We start from the raw sequence: 20267 nt of genomic DNA on the forward strand, positions 1-20267 counted from the left end.
GGCCATGACAGAGCGACCGAAGCCGTTTCCTTACAGGGAATGCACATGGCATGTTTCAGACGAACAGTCCCAGCAATGGCTTGCGGTGCTTGAAAAGACGGGTGCAGCCAACGTCCGAGCGCGCCTCGCCCAGACCGACGCGGCATCCGCAGGAGCGATCGCGATCGGAACCGCGCCCGTCATGACGATCGGGTTCGCCCAGGAATGGCTGAACTGGAAAGATAATCAAAAATCCGAGGCGGATATCGAACGGCACGAGCGGCAGATCTGGTGGACTCGGACCGCGGCAATCGCCGCATCGGTCGCCGCCTTGAGCGCACTGTTCGGGTGGATTTGGACGATCTTCATCCGGGGGAATAACGGCCTATAACAAACATGATTGTTACGTTGCGCATACATCCGCGAGACGAGAGCGGCTACAAACTGCGCTGTTTCAATCGATCGCCAGGCATTCTTCCACGGCCGGCTTCTGGTGGTCGCGACGCGCCCACGCCTGAACGGCGAACGCGAGTTGATGCTGACTCGCTGCCGCGTCCGCGATAGTGGCCCGGGCCGTCGCGATGGACTTTGTGACCGCACCGGAGTTCACGACTCCCGCGTCAACTGCCAGAAACGATATTGCCACAACCGCCACCGCAGATGCGATAGCCATTCTCGTCAAGTCGGATAGTGGCATCGAAGTCCTTATCGGGCGCACGTCGCTCGGCGGACAGATAGGGCTCGTTTGCCCGGATCAAAGCCCGGAGCGAGGCGACCCACGCGTTCGTGAAGGACAGCGGACCCTGCGGGCGCGCGTCGTAGACCGGGCTCACCATGAGCGCTTGAACCTGAAAATGGCGATCCCGGCAGGAATCGAACCTGCAACCCTCAGAGTAGAAATCTGATGCTCTATCCAGTTGAGCTACGGGACCGTCTTGAGCCCCCCTGGTTGGGGCCGGCTGTTCATCTACCATGCCATTATGAAAAATATCGTCTTTCGCCAAGCCTGAACCGAACCGTTTTCCGCGAAGCCGCGACAAAGCGGAACGGTGGGGTGTCAGGGTGCCGGGTTGAGCGACAGCGGACTGGACGATGGATCACATCGCCGGGAACGCTGGCCAGCTTCCGGGACACGGCCGCCGGACGACTGGTCGGGTATTGCTGCGCCATCAGGACGGCGTGCGCGGCGGTAGCTTGATCGGTCTCCTCTGGGCCTGCCTTGTCATGGCGAATGCGACGATCTGCACCTTTGGTTCCATCGCCTTGAGTCCGTCACCTTTCCACGCATTTCATGCGACAAGCGGCGTTCGTCCGCGATTTCCGGGAGTCCATCCATGATCGGTCTTGTTCGCGCCGTCACACTCTGCGCCACGCTGGCGTTCGGCCTGAGCGTAGCGCAGGCCGCCGACAAAGCCTTCAAGCGGGACGACCTCGCCGATTCCGCGATCAAGCTGGAGGCGCAGATCAAGGGCGAGGCGGGGCCGGTCGCCAAGACTGGCGCGAGCTTGCGCACCGACGCCGATGCTGCCTTCCGGCGCAACGACTATCGCACCGGCCTGTCGGTGCTCGGCCAGATCGCGGCGACCACGCCGGAGGATGCCGGCAACTGGCTGCGGCTGGCGAAAGTCATCTTCCAGATATCGCCGAAGAGTTCGAGCGAGCAGACGTTCCTGCTGGAGCGCGCCTCGACTGCCGCCTACATCGCTTACCAGCGTGCCGCTAATGCGGGCGAGGAGGCCGACGCGCTCGCGGTGCTCGGCAAGTCGCTGTCCGAACGCAAGCTGTGGCGGCCGGCGCTGGATGCGCTGCGGCTGTCGCTCGACATGCGCGAGGTCGCCGATGTCCGCGGCCAATATGAGAAGATGCGTGACGAGCACGGTTTTCGGCTGCTCGACTACACCGTGGACTCGGACTCCGCCAGTCCGCGCGCCTGCTTCCAGTTCTCGGAGGAGCTGGCGAAACGCACCGATTTCGCGCCGTACCTCGCGCTGGCGGGCCAGGACAAGCCGGCCCTGTCGGCCGAGGGCAAGCAGCTCTGCGTCGACGGGCTGAAGCATGGCGAGCGCTACAACATCAATCTGCGCGCCGGCCTGCCGTCCACCGTGAAGGAGGGCCTGCCGAAATCGGCCGAGTTCAACGTCTATGTGCGCGACCGCAAGCCGTTCGTGCGCTTCACCAGCCGCGCCTATGTGCTGCCGAGGACCGGCCAGCGCGGCATTCCCGTGGTCAGCGTCAACACGCCAGCCGTCAACGTCAACGTGTTCCGGATCGGCGACCGCAATTTGATCAACACGGTGGTCGACAGCGATTTCCAGAAGACTCTGTCGAAATACCAGCTCAGCGATCTCGGCGGCGAGCGCGGCGTGAAAGTCTGGACCGGCGAGCTCGCGACCGCGATGACGCTGAACCAGGACGTCACCACCGCATTCCCGGTCGATCAGGCGCTCGGCGAACTGCAGCCCGGCGTTTATGTGATGACGGCCGCGGCCAAGGGGCCGGGCTCGGACGACGACTACCAGCTCGCCACCCAATGGTTCATCGTGTCCGATCTCGGCGTCACGGCCTATTCCGGCAATGACGGCATCCATGTCTTCGTGAATTCGCTGGCCTCGACCGATCCGGTCGGCAAGGCCGAGGTGCGGCTGGTCGCGCGCAACAACGAGATCCTGGCCACCCGCAAGACCGATGAGAGCGGCCATTTGCTGTTCGAGGCGGGGCTTGCGCGCGGCGAGGGCGGTCTGTCGCCGGCGATGCTCACTGTGACCGGTGAGAAGGCCGACTATGCCTTCCTCAGCCTCAAGTCCTCCGCCTTCGACCTGTCGGACCGTGGCGTTTCGGGCAGGGCCGTGCCTGCGGGCGCCGACGCCTTCGTCTATGCCGAGCGCGGCGTCTACCGCTCCAGCGAGACCGTCTATCTGACCGCGCTGTTGCGCGACGGGCAGGGCAACGCCGTCACCGGCGGGCCGATGACCCTGGTGATCGAGCGCCCCGACGGCGTCGAATACCGCCGCGCCGTGCTGGCCGACCAGGGCGCCGGCGGGCGCACCCTGTCCGTGCCGCTCAACTCGGCCGTCCCGACCGGGACCTGGCGGGTGCGCGCCTTCACCGATCCGAAGGGCTCTTCGGTCGGCGAAACTACCTTCATGGTCGAGGACTACGTCCCTGATCGGATCGAATTCGACTTGTCTGCCAAGGATAAGCTGATCAAAGCTAACGCTCCAGTGGAGCTTAAGGCGGACGGTCATTTCCTCTATGGCGCGCCGGCCTCCGGGCTGGCGCTCGAAGGCGACATGCTGGTCGCGCCCGCGTCGGAGCGGCCGGGCTTTGCCGGCTACCAGTTCGGCGTCGCCGACGAGGAGACCACCTCGAACGAGCGCACGCCGCTGGAGAACCTGCCGGAAGCTGACGCCAACGGCGTTGCCACCTTCCCGGTCACGCTCGACAAGCAGCCGACCTCGACGCGACCACAGGAGGCGCAGATCTTCGTCCGCATGGTCGAGACCGGCGGCCGCGCCGTCGAACGCAAGATCGTGCTGCCGGTCGCGCCTGCTGCTGCCATGATCGGCATCAAGCCGCTGTTCGGCGACAAGAACGTCGCCGAGGGCGACAAGGCCGAGTTCGATGTCGTGTTCGTCTCGCCCGAGGGTGAGAGGCTTCGCCGCGACGGCCTGCGCTACGAGCTCCTGAAGATGGAGTCGCGCTACCAGTGGTATCGCCAGAGCAATTACTGGGAGTACGAGCCGGTCAAATCGACCTCGCGCGTCTCCGACGGCGACGTGACCGTTGCCGCGGACAAGCCGTCGCGGATTGCGCTGACCCCACGGCCCGGCCGCTACCGGTTGGATGTGAAGTCGAACGACGCCGACGGCCCGGTGACCTCGGTGCAGTTCGACGTCGGCTGGTATTCCGACGGCAGCGCCGACACACCGGACCTCCTGGAGACCTCGATCGACAAGCCGCAATACGCCTCGGGCGACACGATGACCGTGTCGGTCAACGTCCGCAGCGCCGGCAAGCTGACGGTCAACGTGCTCGGCGATCGCCTGCTGACGACGCAGACCATCGACGTCAAGGAAGGCACCGCCCAGGTGAAGCTCCCGGTCGGCAAGGACTGGGGCACCGGCGCCTATGTGGTGGCGACGCTGCGCCGTCCGCTCGATGCGGCCGCGCAACGCATGCCGGGCCGTGCCATCGGCCTCAAATGGTTCGGCATCGACAAGCAGACCCGCACGCTCCAGGTGAAGCTGACGCCGCCGGCTCTGATCCGGCCGAACGCGATGTTGAAGATCCCGGTCAAGCTCGACGGGCTCAATCCGGGCGAGGACGCCAAGATCGTCATCGCCGCGGTCGACGTCGGCATCCTCAATCTCACCAATTACAAGCCGCCCGCGCCGGACGACTATTATCTCGGTCAGCGCCGCCTGAGCGCGGAGATCCGCGATCTCTATGGGCAACTCATCGACGGCATGTCGGGCACGCGCGGGCAGATCAAGTCCGGCGGCGACGCTGGTGCCGCCGAGCTCCAGGGCTCGCCGCCCGCGCAGAAGCCGCTCGCGCTCTATTCGGGCATCGTCACCGTTGCCGCCGACGGCACGGCAGAAGTGAGCTTCGATATTCCGGAGTTCGCCGGCACCGCGCGCGTGATGGCGGTGGCGTGGACCGCGACTAAGCTCGGTCGCGCCAACATCGACGTCGTCATCCGCGATCCCGTGGTGCTGACCACGACCCTGCCGCGCTTCCTGCTCAACGGCGACCACGGCACGGTCAATCTCGAGATCGACAATGTCGAAGGGCAGGCCGGCGATTACGTCATCAACGTGAAGACGGGCGGGCCGGTGAAGATGACCGGCAATCCCGCAACCACGGTCAAGCTCGCCGCCAAGCAGCGCAACTCCTTCTCGCTCGCTATCGACGCGACGGCGGCGGGGCAGGCGACGCTCGACGTCGACATCAAGGGGCCGAATGGCCTGGCGCTGGCGCGCCATTATGCGCTCGACGTCAAGGCGGCGACGCAAGTCCTGGCGCGGCGCTCGATCCGGACGCTCGCGAAGGGCGAGAGCCTGACGTTGACCTCGGATATGTTCGCCGATCTCGTGCCGGGAACCGGCAGCGTCTCGGTCTCAGCCAGCCTGTCCACTGCGCTCGATGCAGCGACGATCCTCAAAGCGCTCGACCGCTATCCCTATGGCTGCTCGGAGCAGATCACCAGCCGGGCGATGCCGTTGCTCTATGTCAACGAGCTCGCTGTCGGCGCGCATCTGGCCATGGACACCGAGGTCGACCAGCGCATCCGCGACGCCATCGAGCGGCTGCTGGCTCGCCAGGGCTCGAACGGCTCGTTTGGGCTGTGGTCGGCCGGTGGTGACGATGCCTGGCTCGATGCGTATGTGACGGACTTCCTGACCCGCGCCCGCGAAAAGGGTTTTGTGGTGCCGGATGTGCTGTTCAAGACTGCGCTGGATCGTATCCGCAACTCCGTCGTCAACGGCAACGAGCCGGAGAAGGACGGCGGCCGCGATCTCGCCTACGGCCTCTATGTGCTTGCGCGAAACGGCGCGGCGCCAATCGGCGACCTCCGCTATCTCGCCGACACCAAGCTGAGCAACCTCGCAACTCCCATCGCGAAATCGCAGCTCGCCGCGGCGCTCGCGCTGGTCGGCGACCGCAACCGTGCGGAGCGGGTCTATGGCGCAGCCCTCGACAGTCTCGCCCCAAAGCCGGTGCTGGAGTTCGGCCGCACCGACTATGGCTCGCAGCTCCGCGATGCCGCAGCGCTGGTGTCGCTTGCCAGTGAAGGCAATGCCCCGAAGGCGACGCTGACGCAGGCGGTGTCGCGGGTCGAGACCGCGCGCGGGCTGACGCCCTACACCTCCACGCAGGAGAATGCGTGGCTGGTGCTGGCGGCGCGCGCGCTCGCCAAGGAGAACCTGTCGATGGAGGTGGACGGCCAGCCGGTCAAGACCGCGCTGTACCGCAGCTACAAGGCTGCGACCCTGGAAGGCAAGCCGCTGAAGATCACCAACACCGGTGATGCGCCGGTGCAGGCGGTGGTCTCGGTGTCGGGCTCGCCGGTGACGCCGGAGCCCGCGGCATCGAACGGCTTCAAGATCGAGCGCAGTTTCTTCACGCTCGACGGCAAGCCCGCCGATATCAGCAAGGTCAAGCAGAACGACCGCTTCGCCGTGGTGCTCAAGATCACCGAGGCCAAGCCCGAGTACGGCCACATCATGGTGTCCGACTATCTCCAGGCCGGCCGGCAGATCGACAATCCAAAACTGGTGTCGTCGGGTGACAGCGGCACGCTGGGCTGGATCGAGGATGGCGAAGAGCCCGAGGATACCGAGTTCCGCGACGACCGCTTCACGGCTGCCGTCGACCGGGCCTCGGATTCCAAGGCGGTGTTCACGGTGGCCTATGTCGTGCGTGTGGTCTCGCCCGGCAAATACGTGCTGCCGCAAGCCTATGTCGAGGACATGTACAATCCCTCGCGCTACGGCCGCACCGGGACCGGCACGGTCGAGGTGCGGGCGGCGAAGTGAGTGATGGCAAGATGAGCGGGAGAGAAAATCTGGATGGCCGGGATGAGCCCGGCCATGATGGAGCAAGGGGCAGGGGCCATCGCCTCCTCTCCGGCCTCGCGCTCACGCTCATCCTCACCATCGTCGGCTTCGTCGCGTGGGTTTACTCCCTCGGCCCGCTGCCTTTCGACGAAGCCCGCCAGGTCTCCACCACCATCGTCGATCGCAACGGCAAGCTGCTGCGCGCCTATGCGATGGCGGACGGGCGCTGGCGGTTGCCGGTCGAGACAAAGGCGAATGTCGATCCGACCTACCTCAAGCTGCTGCTCGCTTATGAAGACCAGCGCTTTTACGCACATGACGGCATCGACCCGCTGGCGCTGGGGCGCGCTGCGTTTCAGCTTGGGACCCGCGGCCACATCGTCTCGGGCGGCTCGACCATCTCGATGCAGCTGGCGCGGCTGATGGAGCCGCGGCGGCAGCGCTCGCTTTATGCAAAGCTGCGGCAGATGGTGCGTGCGATCGAGATCGAGCGCAGCTTGAGCAAGGAGCAGATTCTCGATCTGTATCTCGCGCTCGCGCCTTACGGCGGCAACCTCGAAGGCATTCGCGCCGCCTCGATCGCCTATCTCGGCAAGGAGCCGAAGCGGTTGTCGCTGGCTGAAGCCGCGTTGCTGGTCGCGCTGCCGCAATCCCCGGAGACCCGCAGGCTCGATCGCTATCCCGATGCGGCGCGCAAAGCGCGCGACCGCGTGCTCGACCGCATGGTCGAGGAGCAACAGATCAGCCGCGACGATGCCAAGCAGGCCAAAGCCGTTCCCGTGCCGAAACTGCGCAAGCCGATGCCGATCCTGGCGCCGCATGCCTCCGATGCGGCGCTCGCGACGGTCAAGGACGCCCCCGTCATCAAGCTGACGCTGGATGCCAACCTGCAGAAGGTGCTGGAGCCGCTGGCGCGCGATCGTGCCATTGCGTTGGGGCCGAACATCTCGGTCGGCATCATCGTCCTCGACAATGAGAGCGGCGACGTGCTCGCGCGCGTCGGCTCGGCGGATTATTTCGACGAGCGCCGGGCAGGGCAGGTCGACATGACCCGCGCGGTCCGCTCGCCGGGCTCGACGCTGAAGCCTTTCATCTACGGGCTCGCTTTCGAGGACGGCTTCGTTCATCCCGACAGTCTGATCGACGATCGACCCGTGCGCTTCGGCTCCTACGCGCCGGAGAATTTCGACATGACGTTCCAAGGCACGGTGCCGGTAAAGAAGGCGCTGCAGCTGTCGCTGAACGTGCCCGCGATCGTCCTGCTCGACCGCGTCGGCGCGAGCCGGCTGGCCTCGCGGCTGCGCCAGGCCGGTGGCAATCTGGTTCTGCCCAAAGACGAGGCGCCGGGACTTGCCATGGGCCTTGGCGGCGTCGGCGTGACGCTGCAGGACCTCGCCCAGCTCTATGCGGGCTTCGCCCGGCTCGGCACCACCAGGCCGCTGCGCGAGATCATAACTGACAGGGACGACCGCGAGCCGCTGCGGCTGCTCGATCAGGTCGCGGCCTGGCAGGTCGGCAATGTGCTGCTCGGCACCCCGCCGCCGGAGAACGCGGCTCACAACCGCATCGCCTTCAAGACCGGCACCTCCTACGGCTACCGCGACGCCTGGTCGATGGGCTTTGACGGGCGCATGACCATCGGCGTCTGGGTCGGCCGGCCCGATGGTGCGCCGGTTCCAGGCCTGATCGGTCGGGTTGCCGCCGCACCGATCCTGTTCGACGCCTTCGCCCGGACCGGCAAGACGCTCCTGCCGTTGCCGAAGCCACCGAAGGGGACCCTGGTTGCCAGCAACGCCAAGCTGCCGTTGCCCTTGAGGCGGTTCCGCCCGGTCGGGGATCTGGTGCGGACCGGGGGCGAACAGGCCCTGCACATCCAGTTTCCGCTGAACGGCTCGCGGATCGACGTCGATCGCTCAGGTGGCGAGGCGGGCGCAGCCATGCCAGTCAAAGTCGCCGGCGGCGTCCTGCCCATGACCGTCATGGTTAACGGAACGGCGCAGGGCGAGATAGACGGACGGCGCCAGCGGCTGATCGATCCGCCCGGTCCCGGCTTTGCGCGGCTGACCGTCATCGACGCCACGGGCGCCGCGGACACAGTTGTCATTCGAATTCAATGACCCTGCCTCAAGCGGTTGTGGCGATGGCGGTTTCAGCGTAAGCGGAACCGATGGCCGAGACCTACCCAGCACCCCGTTTTGGAGCTCCGCGCGAGCCGAAATCCCCGGTGAATCCGGGCAGCCGGCTCGTGTCCATGTTCGATATCGCCACGGCCAGCCACGTCCGCGCGGTGAGCTTCCTGCTGCTGTGCGCGCTGCTGCTATTCCTGCCGGGCTTCTTTACGATTCCGCCGGTTGACCGCGACGAGGCGCGCTTTGCGCAGGCCACCAAGCAGATGGTCGAGAGCGGCGATTATGTCGACATCCGCTTTCAGGAGGACGTCCGCTACAAGAAGCCGGTTGGGATCTACTGGCTGCAAGCGGTCGCGGTCGAGACGGCATCGGCGCTCGGTCTGCCGAAGGCCGAATTGCGAATCTGGGTCTACCGGCTGCCCTCGCTGATCGGCGCCATCGGTGCCGTGCTCATGACTTATTGGACGGCGCTCGGCTTCGTCACGCGGCGCGCCGCGGTGCTTGCAGCGCTTCTGATGTGCGCCTCCGTGCTGCTCGGCGTCGAGGCGCGGCTTGCGAAGACCGACGCGATGCTGCTGTTCTGCGTGGTCGCCGCGATGGGCGCGATGGCGCGGGCCTATCTGTCGTGGCAGCGCGCCGAGGACGAGACGCATCCGCCATGGAGCTGGCCCGCGATCCTCTGGACGGCTCTCGCTGTCGGCATCCTGATCAAGGGCCCGCTGATCCTGATGTTCGCAGGCCTCACCATCGTCGCGCTCGCGATCCAGGACCGCGATGCCTCCTGGCTATGGAAGCTGCGCCCGCTTTGGGGCCTGATGTGGATGCTGGTGCTGGTGCTGCCCTGGTTCGTCGCGATCTTCTGGCGCGCGGGCGATGCCTTCTTCGCCGATTCCGTCGGCGGCGACATGTTGAGCAAGTTGGGCGCGCAGGAATCCCACGGCGCGCCGCCCGGACTGTACCTGGTGCTGTTCTGGATCACGTTCTGGCCCGGCGCGCCGCTCGCCGCGATGGCCGCGCCCGCGGTCTGGCGCGCGCGGCGCGAGCCCGGCGCGCAATTCCTGCTGGCCTGGCTGGTCCCGTCCTGGATCGTGTTCGAGGTGGTGCTGACCAAGCTGCCGCATTACGTGCTGCCGCTGTACCCTGCGATCGCGATCCTCACCGCGGGCGCGCTGGAGCGGCGCGTGCTGTCCTGGTCCTGGCTGATGCGCGGCTCGGCCTGGTGGTTCGCGATCCCCGTTGGCGGCTCGATCATCGCGGTCGTCGGCGCGGTGATGCTGACGCGGCAACCGGCCTTCGTGGCGTGGCCGTTCATCGCGGCCTCGCTGATCTTCGGCCTGTTCGCCTGGTGGCTCCACGACAACAATCACGCCGAGCGCTCGCTGCTCAACGCGCTGGTCGCAGCCCTGATGCTCGCAGTGACGGTCTACGGCATCGTGCTGCCGTCGCTGACGCCGGTGTTTCCCAGCATCGAGATCGCACGCGCGCTTCGCAACGTCACCTGCGTCGGCCCGAAGGCGGCCGCGGCCGGCTATCACGAGCCAAGCCTCGTCTTCCTGACGGGCACGCAGACGGTGCTCACCGACGGTTCGGGCGCGGCGGATTTCCTGCGGCAGGGGAGTTGCCGTTTCGCGCTGATCGAGCAGCGTTCGGAGCGCGGCTTCGTGCAGCGCGCCGAGGCGATCGGGCTGCGCTACAAGGTTGGTACGCGCATCGACGGCTACAATTTCTCCCAAGGGCGTGCGATCTCGATCTCGATCTTCCGCTCGGAAGGCACCGAGTAGGATGTCGGCACCCACCGACATCGCGCCGCGCGCGAGCTATCCCGCGCAATTGCTCACGCTGTCGGGGCGCGCCCTGGCGCAGCTCGTGCGTACGCCCTCGCATTCGCGCCGCGCCGAGGCCGCGCGAAAGCTGGCGCGGCATTCGCTATGGCTCAGTGCGGCAGGTGCAGCCCTGGTCATCGCGCTGATGGTCGTGTTCGACCTGACCGAGATCCAGCTGATGCCGGCGCGCGGCACGCCGGGCCTGTGGCCGATCCGCATCCTGACCGATTTCGGCAAGGACGAGTATGTGCTCTCCGTGCTCGGGGGCGGGCTGGTGGTGCTGGCGCTGGTTGCGGCGGGATTGCGCGGCAGAAGCCGCGCGTTGCTGCTCGGCCTCGGCACGCGGCTGCAGTTCATGTTTCTGTCTGTTGCCGTGCCGATATTCGTCGCCGAGATCCTGAAATATCTCATCGGTCGAGGACGTCCGTTCGTCGGCGGCAAAGCCAATCCGTTCAACTTCATCCCATTCGAGGGGACGGGGGCCTATGCCAGTCTGCCGTCGGGTCATGCGGTGACGGCGTTCGCACTGGCGTTCGCCGTCTCGGCGCTATGGCCGCGCCTGCGCGTATTCATGTTCACTTACGCGATCGTGATCCTGCTGACGCGACTGGTGCTGCTCGCGCATCACCCGAGCGACGTGGTGGCCGGCGCCCTGGTCGGCATGGTCGGCGCCATGGCGGTGCGCTACTGGTTCGCGGCCCGCAGGCTCGGCTTTGCCATCCGTGCCGACGGCACCATTGTGCCTCTTGCAGGGGCGGTCTCGGGCCGCCTCAAAAGGGTTGCCCACGGGGCATCCGCCCCATAAAAGCGGCTGCCTGCCGGGCCCGCCGGTTCCCGAGCCAAGCCAATTCCAACCACGAGCTTCGATTTGTCGTCCCAGCCTTCGGTTTTCCAGCCCTCGGTTTCCATCGTCGTTCCCGTGCGCAACGAAGCCGACAACATTGTGCCGCTGATCGAGGAGATCGGCGCGGCGCTCGACGGCCGCTGGGCCTATGAGATCATCTACGTCAATGACGGTTCGACCGACGCGACCGGCGAACGGCTCTGCGCGGTCATGAAGCAGCGGGACAATCTGCGCCAACTGCGCCATGCCAAATCAGGCGGCCAATCCGCGGCCGTGCGCAGCGGCGTGCGTGCGGCACGCGGCGCGATCGTGGCGACGCTCGACGGCGACGGGCAGAACAATCCGGCCTTCCTGCCGGACTTGATCGCGGCCGTCGAGAACGGAAGCAAGGTCGGACTCGCCGCCGGACAACGCGTCGGCCGCAAGGATACCGGCTTCAAGAAATTCCAGTCGCGCGTCGCCAACGGCGTCCGCAACGCGATCCTGAAGGACGGTACGCGCGACACCGGCTGCGGCCTGAAGGCGTTCCGGCGCGAGGTGTTCCTGATGATGCCCTATTTCGACGGGCTGCATCGCTTTTTGCCGGCGCTGGTGCGCCGCGAGGGCTACGAGATCGCCTATGTCGACGTGATCGACCGGCCGCGCCGCTCCGGCGTGTCAAACTACGGTTTCTTCGACCGGCTGTGGATCGGCATCATGGATCTCGTGGGCGTGTGGTGGCTGATCCGCCGCAAGAAGCCGACGCCGGATGTGACTGAGGTGAAGGCATGATCATCCAATACGGTCAGGCGCTGAGCAATTATTTCTACGACGTCTTCGTGGCCAAGTTCGACTTCTGGCTCGCGTTCGGCCTCGTCGCGCAGCTGTTCTTTACCGCACGCTTCCTGGTGCAGTGGATCGCGAGCGAGCGCGCCGGCAACAGCGTGGTTCCGATGGCGTTCTGGTTCTGCTCCATGGGCGGCGGGCTGATGACGCTGGTTTATGGCGTCGTCAAGCGCGAACCCGTGATCATCCTCGGCCAGGCGCTGGCGACCGTCATCTATATTCGCAACATCATGCTGATCGTGAAGAACCGCGGCCGGGCGTCAAAGACGCTGGAGCGCTGATCCAAGGCGACTAGCGCGGCAGCGCTGACGCCGCGCCTGTCGCAGGCAGGGCAGCGGTCTCCGTCTCGGTTCTGCGATGGGGCTCGCCGGCCGCGTCGAGCACGGGATAGGCGACCGAGCAGATATGCGAGTGGATGCGGCGCAGGTCCCGCAGCACGTCGAGATGCAGCGACGTGGTTTCGATGGTCTCGGGGCGGCCCTCGCGCAGGCGGTCGAGGTGGCGCTCGACGGCGGCAAGCTCGGTGTTGCGCAGCGCCGTCTTCTCCACCAGCAGCTTGCGTGCCTCGTTGGCGTCGCCCGACATGAAGACGCCGAAGGCGATGCGCAGCGAATCCATCGTGCGCTTGTGGAAGGCGGCGAGCTCCTCGGCGCCCTCGGGCGAGAACTGGAAGCGGCGCTTGATCTTCTTGGTCGCGAGCTCGCTCAGGCTCTTGTCGATGATATCGCCGATATGCTCCAGATTGATGGCGAAGGAAATGATCTCCATCGCGCGCCGGCCCTCGCTCTCGTCGAGGCTGCCCCGCATGAGTTTCGTCACGTAGAGCTTGATGGCTTCGTCGAGACCGTCGACGATGTTGTCCATCTTCGAGACCTGGTCGACCAGCGCGCGGTCGCCGCTCATCATCGCCGCCATCACCTTGCGCAGCATGATCTCGACGAGATCGCCCATGCGCAGGGTTTCGCGGCCGGCATCGGCCAGCGCCAGCGACGGCGATTCTAGCGCGGTCTCGTCGAGATAGCGCGGCCGGGCCGGATCGGCCTCCTGCACACGATCGGGCAGGAGCCGGGTCAACAGGCGCGACATGGTGTCGAGCAGGCCGATGAAGATAATGGCGGTGCCGACGTTGAAGGCGATATGGAACGCCGCAGTCATCCTGGCGAGATCCGGCTGCCAGGCGTGCATGTGCTCGGCGATCGGGCCCAGGAAGGGTAGGACCAGGGCGATCCCGATCACGCGATTGACGAGATTGCCCACCGGCAGGCGATAGCTGGCGGGATCGTCACGCTTGGCGCCTTCGAACACGGGATTGATGGCGCTGCCGAGATTGGCGCCAAGCACCAGTGCGAGCGCCGCGTAAGGCGAGATGAACTGCGAATAGGCGAGTGACATGATCAGCAGCACGCTGGCGACGCTCGAATGCACCGCCCAAGTGACGAGCGCCGCGATCACGATGCACAGAACGGGATCGCCCGTGATGGAGGACATCACGACGCGGACGCCCGGTGCGTTCTCGGCCGGCGCCAGCGTGTCGAGCAGGATGTGCAGCGACAGCAGCATCAGTCCGAGACCGATCAAGACACGGCCGACGTCCTTGATCCGCGAGCGCGGACCCACGCGGAAGGCGACCAGTCCGAGCACGAACAGGACCGGCGCGACGGCGGCGATGTTGAACGACAGCACCTGCACGATCAACGTCGTGCCGACATTGGCGCCGAGCATGATGGCGAGCGCGGTGACCAGGCTGAGCAGGCCCTCGGCTGCGAACGAGCTCGTGAGCAGCGCGGTCGCGGTGCTGCTCTGGAGCAGCGCCGTCAGCCCGAGACCGGCGGCAAACGCGTTGAAGCGATTGCCAAGCGCCTTGCCGAGCAGCCGTCGCAGGTCCGGGCCAAAGGCGCGCAGAATCCCGCTGTGGACCATGTGCAGGCCCCACAGCAACAGCGCCACGCCGCCCATCAGATCGAGCAGTACCAACGTTCCCATGCTCCGAGTCCGGATTGGAGTCGATTGGTGAGGCTAGCGCCAAATGCTTGAGGTTCAAACCATTTGTTGGCGCGTCGGCGTTAACGTTTGCGGGTTCTGCACGTTCCCCCGGCGCGCGTTAGCGCGTCCCGCGGCGCGATGCCTTGTGAGCAGGCTCACATTGCTGCCTTTAGGGCAGCGAAGCCGCGATCGAGGTCGGCCTTGAGGTCGTCGACGCTTTCGAGCCCGATATGCAGACGCAGAGTGGGGCCGCCCGGCGCCCACTTGGTCGCGGTGCGATAGGCGTCGCAATCGAAGGGAATCACCAGGCTCTCGAAGCCGCCCCAGGAGAAGCCCATGCCGAACAGTTTGAGCGTATCGAGCATGGTGTCGACCGCCTTCTGCGGCGCCGGTTTCAGGACGATGCTGAACAGGCCCGACGCGCCCGTGAAGTCGCGCTTCCAGATCGCATGGCCCGGATCGGTCTCGAGCGCCGGATGCAGCACGCGCGCGACCTCGGGACGGCTCGCAAGCCAGTGCGCCATGTCGAGTCCGGAGCGATGATGCTGCGCCAGCCGCACCGATAGCGTACGCAGGCCTCGCAGTGCCAGGAACACGTCATCGGGACCGGCGCAAACGCCGAGCAGGCGGATGCCTTCGGCGATCTGCGGCCAGGCCTTGGCATTAGCCGAGATGGTGCCGAACATGATGTCGGAATGGCCGCCGATATATTTGGTGGCGGCCTGCATGCTGATGTCGACGCCCTGTTCGAGCGAACGGTGATAGAGCGGCGTGGCCCAGGTGTTGTCGTCGATGACGAGCGCGCCGCGCCCATGCGCGACCTCGGCGATGGCGCGGATGTCCGGCATCTCGAACGACTGCGAGCCGGGCGCCTCGACCAGAACGGCGCATGTGTTGGGCCTGAACAGCTTGTCGATGCCGGCGCCGATCATCGGATTGAAGTAGGTGGTCTCGACGCCGTAGCGGGTGAGCATGCCGTTGCAGAAATTGCGCGAGGGCCGATAGACGTTGTCGCAGACCAGGATGTGGTCGCCGGCCTTCAGCACCGAGAGCAGGGTGGTCGAGATCGCCGACAGCCCCGACGGCACGATGCCGACGCCGGCGCATTGCGGCCCCTCCAGCGCCATCAGGGTCTCCTGGAACGCACGGGTCGTCGGCGTGCCGTGCCGGCCGTACTGGAACTCGCCGCGATGGGCGTGCAGGTCCTCGGCGGTCGGATAGAGCACGGTCGAGCCGTGGAAGACGGGCGGGTTGACGAACCCCTTCTGCGCCTTGGTGTCGCGGCCGGAGGTGACCAGGCGGGTCTCGGCGTGCTGCTCGGACGGGTGTGAGGAATCCATGCGTCTGCTTTCAAAAGCGCGTTTCCACGAGGCGCGATGCGCCGGCGGGCTGGCCGAAAGGCCGCTGTCGTTAATAACAGAACACAGAAGAGTCCCGTCAACCCCTTGACCCGGCACGCCAGTCGTTCTGTTATCGCAGGTGCTATTCAGTCGCCGCATGTTGAGGGGCCTGCCGCGACCTTCGATCCATCGCCTGACCGGACCTAGCGCCACAGCCATAACGGCGGGCGCCTTTCGGCGAGGATTAAGGCAAGGCCTCCCGGGATCGGCGGGTGATCGGCAAGGTTTTCCAGCACGACTCTTGCAGGGCTGGTCTTGATACGGCTAGCCCTGGCAGAGACGATCGCAAAGACAACGTTCCTGACCTTGAGACGACTTTGAAAGGCCCAAAGCCCATGAAACGCGTAACCCTGGCTCTCACTCTCGCTCTCGCCGCCGGCCTGACTGCCCAAGCCGCCCATGCGCAAACGCTCAAGACCGTCAAGGACCGGGGCATGCTGTCCTGCGGTGTCAGTCAGGGTCTGCCCGGCTTCTCCTCGCCGGACGACAAGGGCAACTGGACCGGGCTTGACGTCGATGTTTGCCGCGCGATCGCCGGGGCGATCTTCAACGATCCGACCAAGGTCAAATACGTGCCGCTCTCCGCCAAGGACCGCTTCACGGCGCTGCAATCCGGCGAAGTCGACGTGCTGTCGCGCAACACCACCTGGACCATCTCGCGCGATACCTCGCTCGGCGCCAACTTCACCGGCGTGACCTATTATGACGGGCAAGGTTTCATGGTGAAGAAGTCGCTCAAGGTGAACTCGGCGCTCGAGCTCAACAGCGCCTCGGTCTGCGTCCAGACCGGCACCACCACCGAGCAGAATCTCGCCGACTACTTCAAGGCCAACAACATGAAGTACGAGGTGATCGCGTTCGGCACCAACGACGAGACGGTCAAGGCCTACGAGGCCGGGCGCTGCGACGTCTTCACCACCGACCAGTCGGGCCTGTACGCCAACCGCCTGAAGCTTGCCAATCCCGGCGATCACATGGTGCTGCCGGAAATCATCTCGAAAGAGCCGCTCGGACCAATGGTGCGCCACGGCGACGACCAATGGTTCGACATCGTGAAATGGACGCTGTTTGCCATGATCACCGCCGAAGAACTCGGCGTGACCGCGAAGAACGTCGACGAGAAGACGAAACAGGAAAATCCGGAGTTGAAGCGCGTCCTCGGTACCGACGGCAATTTCGGTGAACAGCTCGGCCTGAGCAAGGACTGGGTGGTGCGCATCGTGAAGGCCGTCGGCAATTACGGCGAGGTGTTCGACCGCAACGTCGGCGCAGGCTCGCCGCTTGGTATCAATCGGGGTCTCAACAATCTCTGGAACAAGGGCGGTCTCCAGTACGCGCCGCCGATCCGCTGACCCCGCCTGATCCGCGCTCGCGGCGATGAGCATCGAGGCTCGCAAACCCCCGCCCCAGATCGCGCTGAAGATCAGGCGCGTGCTGGGAGGCAAGACAGGCTGGAACGGCATCGCCGTCCAGTTTGCCTTCGCTGCGGTCCTGGGCTGGATTGCCTATGAAATCGTCTCCAACGCCCGCGCCAACCTCGAGAACCAGCACATTGCGGCCGGCTTCGGCTTCCTCGCGAACAACGCCGGTTTCGACGTCAATCAGACGCTGATCTCGTATACCGGCTCAGACACGTTCCTGCGCGTATTCCTGGTCGGGCTCCTCAACACGCTCGTGGTCTCGGTGGTGGGCATCGTGTTCGCCACCGTGATCGGCTTCATTGTCGCGCTGTGCCGGCTGTCGCCCAACTGGCTGCTCGCGCGCATTGGCGAAATCTATGTCGAGATCATCCGCAACCTGCCGGTGCTGTTTCAGATCCTGTTCTGGTACCTGGCGGTGCTCGCGGCCTTGCCCAATCCACGACAAAGCATTTCGCTGCTCGGCATCGCTTTCGTCAGCAATCGCGGTCTCGTCATTCCCCGCCCGATCGGCGAGAGCGGATTCGAGGCGTTTCTTGTGGTGCTGGCGCTCGGCATCGTGGCTTCGGTGGCGCTGCGCATCCATGCGCGCCGGGCGCTGTTCCAGCGCGGTCAGGTGATCCGGATCTGGCCCTATGTGCTGGGGCTGCTGTTCGGACTGCCGCTCGTCACCATGCTGGTAGCGGGTCTGCCCTTCACCTTCGAGCTGCCGCAGCTCAAGGGCTTCAATTTCGCCGGCGGCTCGCGCATCATCCCGGAGTTCGTGGCGCTCACGTTGGCCTTGTCGACCTATACGGCCGCCTTCATCGCCGAGATCGTGCGTGCGGGCATCCTCTCCGTCCATAGCGGGCAGATGGAGGCGGGGTCGTCACTGGGCCTGAGCCGCGGCACTACGCTGCGCCTGGTGGTCGTGCCACAGGCGATGCGCGTCATCGTTCCGCCGCTGACCAACCAGTACCTCAACCTCACCAAGAATTCGTCGCTGGCCGTCGCGATCGGCTATCCCGACCTCGTCTCCGTGTTCGCCGGCACGTCGCTGAGTCAGACCGGGCAGGCCATCGAGATCATCGCCATGACGATGGGCGTCTATCTCCTGATCTCGCTGATCACCAGCGCCGTCATGAGCGTCTACGGTTGGCGCATCAGCCGGAGTCTCGGCGCATGAGCGATATCAGCTCGTCCAGTTTCGTCCGCCAGGATCTTCTCGATGAGCGTCCCGCGCCGGTGAAGACCACGGGCTTCGTCGGCCTGGTACGGACGCGCCTGTTCAACTCGCCGACCAACATCCTGCTCACGATCGTCGGCGCCTTGCTGCTGTGGTTCACCGTCATTCCTTCCGTCAAATTCCTGATGGTCGACGCAGTCTGGACCGGCAAGGATCGCACCGCCTGCCTCGCCGAGAACGCCGGCTTTGCGGTCGGTGCCTGCTGGCCCTACATCCAGGCCAAGCTGCCGCAACTGATCTACGGCTTCTACCCCGAAGCCGAACGCTGGCGGGTCGACCTCACGCTCGTCCTGTCAGTGGTTCTGTTGGTGCCGTTGCTCATTCCGCGGCTGCCCTCGAAAGGATTGAACGCAGGCCTGTTCTTTTTTGCGTTTCCAGTGGTTGCATTCTTTCTGCTGCATGGCGGCGGCATCAAGGGATTTGGCCTGAGCTGGACCGCTGACCTGCTGCAATTATTCGACGACAGCATCATCGGCGCCGGGCAGGCTCTGCTCAGTCTCGGCAAGACGTCCTCTGCCGCACCGGTGTTGTGGGTCGTCGGCAATGTCATCGTGCTCGTGGGTAACCTGATCTACTGGCTGATCTTTCCGCTGACCTGGCTGCGAGATCAGCTGCACGGGACAGGCCAGTCGATCTGGGCCGATTTCGCCATCACCGCCGCGATCGTCTCCCTGATCGCCTTCGTTCTCGGCGGCGGCCTCCGCACCGGGGGGCGGGCCCTGACGTCCAGCATCGCCACCTTCGTCGCCATCGCAATCGTGATCAAGCTGATGGGGCTCGATCACGGCGGACTGCCGATCGTGCAGACCAACCTGTGGGGCGGGCTTCTGGTGACGCTGGTGGTCTCTGTTACCGGCATTGTCACCTCGCTGCCGATCGGCATTGCGCTGGCGCTTGGCCGCCGCTCGACCATTCCGCTGATCCGGATCTTCTCGATAGCCTTCATCGAGTTCTGGCGCGGCGTGCCGCTGATCACCGTCCTGTTCTTCGCCACTTACATGCTGCCGCTGTTTCTCCCGGGCAATTTCACGGTCGACGGGTTGGTGCGTGCGCTGATTGGAATTTCGCTGTTCACCGGCGCCTATCAGGCCGAGAACGTCCGCGGCGGGCTGGCCGCCATCCCGCGCGGGCAGGGCGAGGCGGCCGCGGCATTGGGGCTGTCCTGGTGGAAGACGACCTCGCTGATCGTTCTGCCGCAGGCGCTGCGCCACGTCATTCCGAACCTCGTCAACAGCTTCATCTCGCTGTTCAAGGACACATCGCTGGTCTCGATCGTGGCGCTGTTTGATCTCTTGGGCTCGCTGCGGGCGTCGTTCTCGGATCCTAAATGGTCGTCGCCGTCGACCGCGTTCACCGGGTTCGCCTTCGCCGGGATCATCTACTTCATCTTCTGCTTTGGAATGTCGCGCTACTCGCTCTTCGTCGAGCACCGCCTCAACGCTCACCGCCGCAACTGATCGAGGTCACCATGTCCGACCCCATCGTCAAGATATCCGGCCTGAACAAATGGTACGGCGAGTTTCACGTGCTGCGCGACATCGACCTTGCGGTCGAGAAGGGCGAGCGCATCGTGATCTGCGGCCCCTCCGGCTCCGGCAAGTCGACGCTGATCCGCTGTATCAACGCGCTCGAGGAGTTTCAGGAAGGCGAGATCGTCGTTGATGGCATCGAGCTCGGGCCGAACCTGAAGCACGTCGACGCGGTGCGGCGCGAAGTCGGCATGGTGTTCCAGAGCTTCAACCTGTTTCCGCACCTCTCTGTGCTGGACAATTGCACGTTGGCGCCGATCTGGGTGCGCAACATCCCCAAGAAGGACGCCGAGGCAGCGGCAATGAAGTTTCTGGAGCGGGTCAAGATCCCGCACCAGGCCAACAAATTTCCGGGACAGATGTCCGGCGGTCAGCAGCAGCGCGTCGCGATCGCCCGCGCGCTGACGATGAACCCGAAGGTGATGCTGTTCGACGAGCCGACCTCGGCGCTCGACCCCGAAATGGTCAAGGAGGTGCTGGACACCATGGTCGACCTCGCCGAGGAGGGCATGACCATGCTGGTGGTCACCCACGAGATGGGCTTTGCCCGCG

At 65.3% G+C, this 20267-nt stretch carries 13 protein-coding genes and 1 tRNA gene; 11 read left to right on the forward strand and 3 right to left on the reverse strand.

Annotated elements, in window-relative coordinates; all coding sequences use genetic code 11:
• Positions 1 to 4 precede the first annotated feature (4 nt).
• Positions 5 to 370, forward strand: a complete 366-nt coding sequence (locus IVB47_RS13350) for a hypothetical protein (RefSeq protein ID WP_247462058.1) — start codon at positions 5 to 7, stop codon at positions 368 to 370.
• 464 nt (positions 371 to 834) lie between these two features.
• On the opposite strand, the gene IVB47_RS13355 is transcribed toward IVB47_RS13350, so the two are convergent.
• Positions 835 to 911 (reverse strand) — tRNA-Arg (locus IVB47_RS13355).
• 402 nt (positions 912 to 1313) lie between these two features.
• Between IVB47_RS13355 and IVB47_RS13360 the strand changes: the two genes are divergently transcribed.
• The 6 genes from IVB47_RS13360 (at position 1314) to IVB47_RS13385 (ending at position 12441) form a co-directional block, all read left to right on the forward strand.
• Positions 1314 to 6518 carry an alpha-2-macroglobulin gene (locus IVB47_RS13360; protein WP_247462059.1) on the forward strand — a complete coding sequence of 1735 codons (5205 nt, stop codon included), beginning with the start codon at positions 1314 to 1316 and terminating at the stop codon, positions 6516 to 6518.
• Positions 6519 to 6529: 11 nt separating this feature from the next.
• Positions 6530 to 8656, forward strand: coding sequence for a penicillin-binding protein 1C (gene pbpC, locus IVB47_RS13365; protein ID WP_247360940.1), 2127 nt, complete (start codon positions 6530 to 6532; stop codon positions 8654 to 8656).
• A gap of 50 nt (positions 8657 to 8706) precedes the next feature.
• The gene (locus IVB47_RS13370; protein WP_247462061.1) at positions 8707 to 10449 is read left to right on the forward strand and encodes a glycosyltransferase family 39 protein; all 1743 of its coding nucleotides are present in this window, start codon (positions 8707 to 8709) and stop codon (positions 10447 to 10449) included.
• Position 10450: 1 nt separating this feature from the next.
• Complete coding sequence (locus IVB47_RS13375; protein WP_027569957.1) at positions 10451 to 11296, forward strand: phosphatase PAP2 family protein; 846 nt, start codon at positions 10451 to 10453, stop codon at positions 11294 to 11296.
• A 63-nt stretch (positions 11297 to 11359) separates the two neighbouring features.
• Positions 11360 to 12106 carry a glycosyltransferase family 2 protein gene (locus IVB47_RS13380; protein WP_027569958.1) on the forward strand — a complete coding sequence of 249 codons (747 nt, stop codon included), beginning with the start codon at positions 11360 to 11362 and terminating at the stop codon, positions 12104 to 12106.
• Positions 12103 to 12441: a lipid-A-disaccharide synthase N-terminal domain-containing protein gene (locus IVB47_RS13385; RefSeq protein ID WP_027517911.1), complete on the forward strand. Its 339-nt coding sequence runs from the start codon at positions 12103 to 12105 to the stop codon at positions 12439 to 12441. The genes IVB47_RS13380 and IVB47_RS13385 overlap by 4 nt, the downstream gene beginning before the upstream one ends.
• 10 nt (positions 12442 to 12451) lie before the next feature.
• Here IVB47_RS13385 and IVB47_RS13390 read toward each other — a convergent pair whose 3' ends face one another.
• Together IVB47_RS13390 and metC are read right to left on the reverse strand one after the other, a co-directional pair.
• The gene (locus tag IVB47_RS13390) at positions 12452 to 14143 is read right to left on the reverse strand and encodes a Na/Pi cotransporter family protein (RefSeq protein ID WP_027569959.1); all 1692 of its coding nucleotides are present in this window, start codon (positions 14141 to 14143) and stop codon (positions 12452 to 12454) included.
• Between the two features lie 155 nt (positions 14144 to 14298).
• Positions 14299 to 15483 (reverse strand): cystathionine beta-lyase, encoded by a 1185-nt coding sequence (metC, locus tag IVB47_RS13395; protein WP_247462063.1) that lies wholly within the window; start codon positions 15481 to 15483, stop codon positions 14299 to 14301.
• A 395-nt stretch (positions 15484 to 15878) separates the two neighbouring features.
• Here metC and IVB47_RS13400 point away from each other — a divergent pair, with 395 nt between their 5' ends.
• From IVB47_RS13400 to IVB47_RS13415, 4 genes are all read left to right on the forward strand, one after another.
• A complete protein-coding gene (locus tag IVB47_RS13400; protein ID WP_247434597.1) occupies positions 15879 to 16895 on the forward strand; it encodes an amino acid ABC transporter substrate-binding protein in 1017 nt (338 codons plus the stop codon).
• Positions 16896 to 16920: 25 nt separating this feature from the next.
• On the forward strand, positions 16921 to 18126 hold the full coding sequence (locus IVB47_RS13405; protein WP_247286121.1) for an ABC transporter permease subunit: 1206 nt from the start codon (positions 16921 to 16923) through the stop codon (positions 18124 to 18126).
• Positions 18123 to 19643, forward strand: coding sequence for an amino acid ABC transporter permease (locus IVB47_RS13410; protein WP_247462066.1), 1521 nt, complete (start codon positions 18123 to 18125; stop codon positions 19641 to 19643). The genes IVB47_RS13405 and IVB47_RS13410 overlap by 4 nt, the downstream gene beginning before the upstream one ends.
• 11 nt (positions 19644 to 19654) lie before the next feature.
• Positions 19655 to 20267: amino acid ABC transporter ATP-binding protein (locus IVB47_RS13415; protein WP_247462068.1), on the forward strand; the 613-nt coding region annotated here is incomplete at its 3' end.

The sequence above is a fragment of the Bradyrhizobium sp. 62 genome (assembly GCF_023073035.1).
Classification (GTDB): Bacteria; Pseudomonadota; Alphaproteobacteria; order Rhizobiales; family Xanthobacteraceae; genus Bradyrhizobium.

Excerpts from the sequence above, each read along its gene's own strand:
- IVB47_RS13360 (WP_247462059.1), top strand. The coding sequence starts at position 1,314 with ATGATCGGTCTTGTTCGCGCCGTCACACTCTGCGCCACGCTGGCGTTC.
- IVB47_RS13390 (WP_027569959.1), bottom strand. The coding sequence starts at position 14,143 with ATGGGAACGTTGGTACTGCTCGATCTGATGGGCGGCGTGGCGCTGTTG.
- metC (WP_247462063.1), bottom strand. The coding sequence starts at position 15,483 with ATGGATTCCTCACACCCGTCCGAGCAGCACGCCGAGACCCGCCTGGTC.
- IVB47_RS13385 (WP_027517911.1), top strand. The coding sequence starts at position 12,103 with ATGATCATCCAATACGGTCAGGCGCTGAGCAATTATTTCTACGACGTC.
- IVB47_RS13410 (WP_247462066.1), top strand. The coding sequence starts at position 18,123 with ATGAGCGATATCAGCTCGTCCAGTTTCGTCCGCCAGGATCTTCTCGAT.
- IVB47_RS13400 (WP_247434597.1), top strand. The coding sequence starts at position 15,879 with ATGAAACGCGTAACCCTGGCTCTCACTCTCGCTCTCGCCGCCGGCCTG.
- IVB47_RS13370 (WP_247462061.1), top strand. The coding sequence starts at position 8,707 with ATGGCCGAGACCTACCCAGCACCCCGTTTTGGAGCTCCGCGCGAGCCG.
- IVB47_RS13375 (WP_027569957.1), top strand. The coding sequence starts at position 10,451 with ATGTCGGCACCCACCGACATCGCGCCGCGCGCGAGCTATCCCGCGCAA.
- IVB47_RS13405 (WP_247286121.1), top strand. The coding sequence starts at position 16,921 with ATGAGCATCGAGGCTCGCAAACCCCCGCCCCAGATCGCGCTGAAGATC.
- IVB47_RS13350 (WP_247462058.1), top strand. The coding sequence starts at position 5 with ATGACAGAGCGACCGAAGCCGTTTCCTTACAGGGAATGCACATGGCAT.
- pbpC (WP_247360940.1), top strand. The coding sequence starts at position 6,530 with ATGAGCGGGAGAGAAAATCTGGATGGCCGGGATGAGCCCGGCCATGAT.